The 7864-nt window shown below is 62.0% G+C and carries 7 protein-coding genes; all 7 read right to left on the bottom strand.

Annotation, left to right across the window (positions count from 1 at the left end; translation table 11 throughout):
- A partial coding sequence (locus tag AB4Z11_RS15965) for an ABC transporter permease subunit (RefSeq protein ID WP_442026232.1) occupies nt 1–489 on the bottom strand: 489 nt, incomplete at its 3' end.
- Entirely contained in the window at nt 486–1502 is a 1017-nt protein-coding gene (locus AB4Z11_RS15960; RefSeq protein WP_442026231.1) for an ABC transporter permease, read from the bottom strand. The genes AB4Z11_RS15965 and AB4Z11_RS15960, both read right to left, overlap by 4 nt.
- A complete protein-coding gene (locus AB4Z11_RS15955; protein ID WP_442026230.1) occupies nt 1499–3121 on the bottom strand; it encodes a sugar ABC transporter ATP-binding protein in 1623 nt (540 codons plus the stop codon). Before AB4Z11_RS15955 ends, AB4Z11_RS15960 begins: the two co-directional genes overlap by 4 nt.
- Complete coding sequence (locus tag AB4Z11_RS15950; RefSeq protein WP_442026229.1) at nt 3121–4077, bottom strand: ABC transporter substrate-binding protein; 957 nt, start codon at nt 4075–4077, stop codon at nt 3121–3123. The genes AB4Z11_RS15955 and AB4Z11_RS15950 overlap by 1 nt, the downstream gene beginning before the upstream one ends.
- A gap of 91 nt (nt 4078–4168) precedes the next feature.
- Nucleotides 4169–6523 carry a beta-L-arabinofuranosidase domain-containing protein gene (locus AB4Z11_RS15945; RefSeq protein ID WP_442026228.1) on the bottom strand — a complete coding sequence of 785 codons (2355 nt, stop codon included), beginning with the start codon at nt 6521–6523 and terminating at the stop codon, nt 4169–4171.
- 107 nt (nt 6524–6630) lie between these two features.
- Nucleotides 6631–7665 carry an arabinan endo-1,5-alpha-L-arabinosidase gene (locus AB4Z11_RS15940; protein ID WP_442026227.1) on the bottom strand — a complete coding sequence of 345 codons (1035 nt, stop codon included), beginning with the start codon at nt 7663–7665 and terminating at the stop codon, nt 6631–6633.
- Nucleotides 7666–7676: 11 nt separating this feature from the next.
- A partial coding sequence (locus AB4Z11_RS15935; RefSeq protein ID WP_442026226.1) for a lipocalin-like domain-containing protein occupies nt 7677–7864 on the bottom strand: 188 nt, incomplete at its 5' end.

The following is a 7864-nucleotide window of genomic DNA, read 5'->3' as shown; positions in this document are numbered from 1 at the left end:
GGCCTGAGACAGCGTGACGAATAAGGGGTCGTCGATCGTGATGGAATTAATGCTGATCAGATAGCACAGGCCGCGCGCCAGGAACATGCCGCCCAGCGTGACGATGAAAGCCTGAAGCTTGAAGAAGTGAATCAGCACGCCCTGCAACGCCCCAAAGGCCGCGCCCAGCAGCAGCACAGCCGCAATCACGGCCACCGGCGGCCAGTGCGCGCTGGCCAGCAGCCAGGCTGCGACCATCGTGCTGAGAGCGAGCACGGAGCCCACCGACAGGTCGATGCCGCCGGACAGAATCACGAAACTCATGCCGATGGCAATCACCAGCAGATACGCGTTATCGATCAGCAGGTTCAGCATCACCTGCAGCGACAGGAAGCCGGGATAGGCCGCGCCGCCAGCCAGCAGCAGCGCCACCAGCAGAATGACCGTCACGAGAGCGGTGAAATAAGGCGCGGACGACATGCGGCGCGCATTGGCGATAACGGTACTCATTTGCGGCGCTTCCACAAGTTCTTGAATTCGGCCGATTGCGACAGGCACACCGCAAACACGACCAGCGACTTGACGACCATGTTCACTTCCGGCGGAACGCCCAGCGAGTAGATGGTGTAGGTCAGCGTCTGGATGATCAGCGCGCCGATCACGCTGCCGGCCAGRCTGAATTTGCCGCCCGCCAGCGAAGTGCCGCCCAGGGTAACGGCCAGGATGGCGTCCAGTTCCAGCAGCAGGCCGGCGTTATTGGCGTCCGCGCTCTTGATGTTGGAACTGATCATTAGGCCCGCCACACCGGCACAGGCGGCGCAAAACACATAGGTGAAGAAGATCAGCGTCGCCGTGCGCAGACCAGCCAGCCGGGCCGCGACGGGATTGATGCCGACCGACTGAATGAACAGGCCCAGTGCGGTCTTCTTCATCATCAGCGCGACAACCGCGAACACTGCCGCCACAATGTAGAGCGCGAACGGCAGGCCAAGCAGATAACCGCTGCCGATGAAGAAATACGGCTTGTAATACACCGTGATGATCTGGCCATCCGTGAGCAGTTGCGCCAGGCCACGGCCTGCAACCATCAGGATCAGCGTTGCCACAATCGGCTGCAGCTTCAGGGCCGCAACGAGCAATCCGTTCCAGGCGCCGCACAGTAAAGCCGCGCCCATGGCTGCGGCCAGCGCGACGGGCATCGAGGTATTGTCCGCAATGAGCATGCAGGCCACGGTACCGGACAACGCCACTTGAGCACCGACCGAAATGTCGATGCCGCGCGTGGCGATCACCACGGTCATACCCAGCGCTGCCAGCATCAGCGGTGCGGCGCGGTTGATAATGTCGATCACGGCGCCGTACAGGTGGCCTTCTTTCACTTCCAGGCTGAAGAAGCCGGGAATGAAGATCAGGTCCACCAGCAGCAGCGCCAGCAGCGCCGCCATCGGCTTGAAGAGTGGATGGTTCATGATGAAGCCAGGTGTGAACGTTGCGGCAGGAGCGGCCAGGCTGCGGGTATTCATGCGGCCTCCCCTGCGATGACTTGGAGTACGGATTCCTCGTCCAGCTGGCCGCGTGTGTATTCACCGCATGCCGCACGGTCGCGCATGATGACCATGCGATCGCTGCAGCGCAGGACTTCCGGCAGCTCGGACGAAATGAACAGGATGGACATGCCCTTGCGGCACAGCGCCGTCACGTAATCCATGATCTCCTGCTTGGCGCGCACGTCGATGCCGCGCGTCGGCTCGTCGAGAATCATCAGCTTGGGCGAGGTTGCCAGCCAGCGCGCCAGCAGCACTTTCTGCTGGTTGCCGCCGGAGAGCGAGCCAATTGGCGTTTCGATGCTGGCCGTCTTGATGCCCAGCGCTTTGACGTATTCTTCGGCCAGCTCCTGCTGGCGTTTCAGCGGAATCGCGCGCAGCATGCCCGTGCGGGCTTGCAACGCGAGAATCAGGTTTTCACGCACCGACAAGGAAAGCACGGCGCCTTCCAGCTTGCGGTCTTCGCTGCAGAAACCAATGCCGCTGCCGATCGCTTCACGCGGGGTCAGGAAGATGCCTTCGTGCTCGCCGATGCGGAYGCTGCCACCGTCCGCGCGGTCGGCGCCAAACAGCAGGCGCGCCAGCTCGGTGCGGCCGGAGCCCAGCAGGCCAGCCAGGCCGAGGACTTCGCCTTCGCGCACATCGATATCCACCGGCTGCAGCACGCCGCGCCGCGCYAGCCCGCGCGCGCGCAGCAGCACCGGCGCCGCCTCGCCGCTCGCCGCCGTGCCACCCGGCTGCTTGTTCGCCGCGTCGCCATCGACGTCGAGCGCGAGCTCGCCCTGCGCCGGCGCAGTTTCAGTCGTCGACGCCGCAATGGCTGCCTGAGCGCTGGCGCCCGCAGTTCCCGGCGGCGCAGCGTCGGCCGCCGCACCAATCATCTTGTTGACCAGCGCAAGGCGCGACAACTCACTGGCCGCATACTCCCCTTCCCGCTCACCATTGCGCATGACCGTAATCCGGTCCGAAATCGCATAAGTCTGATCCAGGAAGTGGGTCACAAACAGAATCGCCATGCCCTGCTCGCGCAAGCGGCGCAGCACGCGGAACAGCAGCTGCACTTCCGCCTCGTCCAGGCTGGAAGTTGGCTCGTCCAGAATCAGCACGCGGGAAGAGATGTTCAGGGCGCGGGAAATCGCCACCATCTGCTGAATCGCCAGCGGGTAGCGCGAGAGCGGCGCGGCAACGTCGATATCGACTTCCAGATCCAGCAGCAGCTTGCGCGCCTGCTCGCGCATGCCGCGCCAGTCCACCATGCCCCATTTGCGCGGATAACGGCCGATGAATATGTTCTCGGCCACGGATAGATTCGGGCAGAGATTCACTTCCTGATACACGGTGCTGATGCCCAGTTCCTGCGCTTCCAGCGTGGACTGGGGCGAAATCTCGTGCCCCAGCAACACCATGCGGCCACGGTCCGGCCCATGCACGCCTGTGAGCACCTTGATCAGCGTGGACTTGCCCGCGCCGTTCTGCCCCATCAGGGTATGCACCTCGCCGGGATACAGCCGCAGGCCCGCGTCATTCAGCGCCTTCACGCCGGGGAACTCTTTATGGATGCCGGTCAGCTCCAGCACCGGCGTGATTGCGGATGCCATCAGTATTTCCGGTTCGGGAGCTCTTTCGCCGCCACATCAGCCGGGAACACGCGCTCCTCGGTCACGATACGCTTCGGTACGGGCTTGCCCGCCACCACATCGCGCGCCGCCTGCATCAGCTGCGGGCCGAGCAGCGGATTGCATTCGACGGTCACGTTCAGCTTCCCAGCCATCATGGCCTGGAAAGCACCTTTCACACCGTCGATCGAGACGATGATGATGTCCTTGCCCGGTTTCAGGCCCGCTTCCTCAATCGCCTGGATCGCGCCGATGGCCATATCGTCGTTATGCGAGAACAGCACGTTGATGTCCTTGCCGTTCGACTTCAGGAAGGCTTCCATCACTTCCTTGCCTTTGGCGCGGGTGAATTCGCCAGTCTGGGTGCGGATGATCTTCAGCTTCGGATTACCTTTGATGACTTCCTCGAAACCGGCCTTGCGGTCCACGGCAGGCGCGGAGCCCACGGTGCCCTGCAACTCCACCACGTTCAGCGGCTTCGGCGACTTGGCGGCGTAATCGGCCAGCCAGCGGCCCGCACGGCGGCCTTCTTCAACGAAGTCGGAGCCGATCAGAGTTACATACAGCGATGGATCGGCGACTTTCACAGCACGGTCGGTCAGGATCACCGGGATCTTGGCGTTCTTTGCTTCGCGCAGCACGGTGTCCCAGCCGGTTTCCACCACGGGCGAAAACGCGATCACATCGACCCGCTGGGCGATGAAGGAGCGGATSGCCTTGAYCTGGTTTTCCTGCTTCTGCTGCGCGTCGGCGAATTTCAGCGTGATGCCGTCTTTCTTCGCTGCGTCTTTAATGGAGGTGGTGTTCGCGGTGCGCCATTCGCTTTCGGCGCCGACTTGCGAAAAGCCGATGACGAGCGGTTTGGCGGCAAAGGCGCTGCTGGTGGCCAGGCCAAGGGCGACAGCGCTGGCGATAAAAGTCCTGCGTGTGAAAGTCATGCGTGAGTCTCCTGAGTATCTTTTTCCCTATGGTAGAAGAATCTACCATGCCAATCTAATCATTTTTTTGAGCGTTGCAATACCTTTTTTATTATCGCAGCAGCCTCAAACCGTATAAGCCGCCCGCCATCGAGCCTGTTTGCGCGACAAATTTGACTTCCAGCTTGCCGTTGCGCGCCGCGCCGGCAGGAATCGCGAAGTCGCGGCTGTAGAACGGCTGGTCTTCGCGCGCCAGTTCCACGGTCTGCAATAGCTGCCCGTTCAGCAGCACGTCGAATTTGCGGCCTGCGTCGGCGGAGGCAAATGTCAGGCGCAGCACGCGCGCCTTGCCGTCCTTGTCGTTCAACTCATAGCTGAACCACTGACTGGCGTGGCGCCAGTGGCGGCCGCTGTTGATGCCCGCGTCGGCGCCCTCGCCTTTGAAGACATGGTCGGACTCGGGCTGCTGCTCGCCCGGCGCGACCTGGTCGATGGTCTGGGCGTCCAGTGCCAGCCGCTCGGCTTCGGCCGCCGCGGTGGCCTGCTGCATCTGCGCCAGGCCGGCGGTCGTTGCGGTCTGCCAGTACAGCATGTAGCGCGAATCGTGCAGGCGGAAGAACGGGATGAAGCGGATCGCCGCCGCGTCTTTCCCCTGCACCAGCCCTTTGGCCGTGAACGTCAGCGGCTGGCCGGCGACGGGCTTGAACTTGTCCATGAAATTCTTCGCGTCGCTGACGAAGATTGGCGCGGCTTCCTGCGGACAGACCTGGCCCTGCGCTATGTGGCCCATGCGCGAGTCATCGGCGAAATAGTTCAGCTTTTCCTTGGCAAAGGGCTGGGTTTTCGCCGCCAGTACGATGGGACCGTGCAGCACGGCGTAGTAGTTGGATTTGTCCGGCATTTGCTCCAGCGTGGTGCGCATTGGCAGGCGCAGGTCGACAGTATCGCCCTCTTTCCAATCGCGTTCGATGGCGAGGTACTCGCCAGGTGCGGCGCGTACGGTTTGCAGCTTGCCGTTGATGCGCAGTTTGAGCGCGCCTTTGGCGACCCAGCCGGGATAGCGGATTTTCAGCGCGAAGTGCTGGAATTGCTGGCTGCCGCTGATGGTGAGCCTTGTCGTATCGCTGTCGGGGAAGTTGTTTGTCTGCGTCACCGTGACGCCGCGCGCCTTCCACTCCAGGCGCGACGGGATGAACAGGTTGACCATCAGCGCATCGCCATCGCGGGCGTAAATGAATTCGCCGTACTTGGCCTGGCTTTCGATACCCGATCCCACGCAACACCACATGCCTTTATCGACTTCGCTGTACACGCGGTAGTGATTGGCGCGCATTGGCGTGAAATAGACGAAACCGCCGGTGTCGGGATGCTGCGAGCCGAGAATGTGGTTGTACAGCGCGCGTTCGTAGTAATCGGTGTAGCTGGCCTTAGGCGTCTGCATGAACAGGCGCTCGGTCAGCTTCAGCATATTGTAGGTGTTGCAGGTTTCCGGTCCTTCAACTTCCGTCTCCATCGGCGAGAAGTCTTTGTCGTCGTGGAAGTGCTCTTTCACGCTATTGCMGCCGATGGCTACGGTGCGGTGATCGTGGACGGTCTGCCAGAAGAAGGCGGCCGCATCGTGGTACTTGCGGTCGCCGGTCATCTCCGAGATGCGCTGGAAGCCGATCACTTTGGGAATCTGCGTATTGGCGTGCAATCCGGTGAGCTGGTCTTTGCCCTCTTCCAGCGGCCGCAGGATGGCCTGGTGCGAGAAGCGGATGGCGAGGTCAAGGTACTTCTTGTCCCCGGTCATTTYAGCCACATCGGCCAGCACTTCGTTCATGCCGCCATGTTCGGCGCGCAGCATTTGCTGCATCTGCTCGTCACTGAGGTGCTTGCTCAGGCCCAGTGCCCAGTCGGACAAAGCGATCAGCATGGTCTTCGCCTGTTCGTTGTGCCCGTACTTCCAGGCGTCACGCAGACCGGCGTATAGCTTATGCAGGTTGTACCAGGGCACCCATTTGCCGTTCACAGAGAAGTTATCGGCATGCAGCCTGCCGTTCTCGATGTCGGCCCACGCGGCTGCACCGCCGGGAATGCCGCCGAGGTAGCCGTCTTTTTGCTGGCATTTCTGCAGCTCCTGCACGAAGTAGTCCAGGCGACGCTTGATTTCTTCGTCGCCGGTGGAGGCGACCATCAGCGAAAGCGCGGACAGGTAGTGGCCGCCCATATGGCCATCCAGGCCACTGGATTCCCAGTTACCGTAAGAAGGCTTGGGCAGCGGCAGTCCGGCTTCGCGGCGGAATGGCGCCAGTAGCCGGTCGGGGTCGAGTTCGAGCAGGTAGCGCAGGTCGGTGTCCTGGGCTTCCAGGAAAGGGCTCGGCAGCAGGCGGACGTCATTCAGCGGGAACAATTCCGCCGCGATGCCACCTRCCGGCCAGGACGCGGCGATTGCCAGCAGCGCCGCCACGCAGGCGCGCGCGACCAACCCTAACTTCAGGGTCAGACCCAAAGGGTCCGACCCTGGCCATTTGCCGCCGCGGGTCAGGGTAAGACCCTTTGGGTCTGACCCAGGGGTTAGGGTCTGAAAGAGGCTCATGGTTTGGCAACCGCCGGCAGCAGGTTGCTCTGATAGCGATTGAGGTCCGCAGGGTCGACGGCCGGCCAGCCGTTGGCGTCCCAATGCATCTCAAGCACCTTCAGCTTCTGGATATACCGGTCAGCCGTCTCGTACGCGTGCAAGACCACATAGTCCTTGCCGTCAAAGGTATAAGCACTGTTGTGGCCAAGCGCCTTCCAATCGCTGTCGCCGCGGATGACTAGCGAGCCGCCGCCTTTGGCCATGTCCTTGCCGTCCTTGTCCAGATATGGACCCGTGACATCGCGCGAGCGGCCGACGACCACGTGATAAGTGCTCTTCTCCTTCTGGCAGCACAGGCCCCACGAAACAAACAGGTAATACCAGCCGTTCTTGCGGAAGACGAATGGCGCTTCAATCTCGGCCGGCTCCGGCGCCTGGTCTGGCGAGAACGCCGGACGCTCGCGGGCGGCGATGGATTTCCATTCCTGCGGTTCCGCAGGCCTGGTCCAGTCGGCATTCAGTTTGAACAGCTTGATGCCGGACCAGAACGAGCCGAAGGCCATCCAGCCATTGCCCTTCTCATCTTCGATCACATTCGGGTCGATGGCATTCCACGCATCGCGCCCAGGCACAGACTGCACGACGATGCCCTGATCCTCCCACTTGTAGTCCGGCGAGCGCGGATTCAGGGTCTTGTTGACCGTGACGCCGATGGCCGAGGTGTTCTTGCCGAATGCCGACACCGAGTAGTACAGGTAATATTTGCCCTTATGGTGCTGCACATCCGGCGCCCATAYGTGGCCGTCGAACTTCGGCGAGACGCCCTTGGCCCACGCAGGCTCGCCCGCGAAGATGCGGCCTTCCGGATGCCAGTTCTTCATGTCCGTCGACGAATAGAAAGTGATGCCGGGACCGGTGCTGAAGACGTAGAAGGTGTTACCCTCCTTCGCCATCACGGGATCATGCACCTGCACTTGCGCGGCGTGGCCGGCCTGCGAGGCCGCAAGCGAAACCACGGCGACCGCCGAGGCGAGAATCTTTTTCAACATTGCCTGCCCTTTCAATTTCCAGTGCGGACGCCCCAAATCGATACGCCATCGCTGTTCTGCGCGGTGAAGGTCACGACGAAGGCGCTGGCGCTGGTATTCCACTGGCGCGACAGCACGCCATTGTAGGCCGCCGCCGTGCCATTCAGCGTCACGGTGATCTTGTTGCCCTCCTTGTAGGTCCACTTGCCCGTCACCGCAC

The sequence above is a fragment of the Pseudoduganella sp. RAF53_2 genome (assembly GCF_052113985.1).
Classification (GTDB): domain Bacteria; phylum Pseudomonadota; class Gammaproteobacteria; order Burkholderiales; family Burkholderiaceae_D; genus Rugamonas.
The sequence above is the reverse complement of the archived record's forward strand: the minus strand, read 5'-3'. Positions and strand labels throughout refer to the sequence as shown.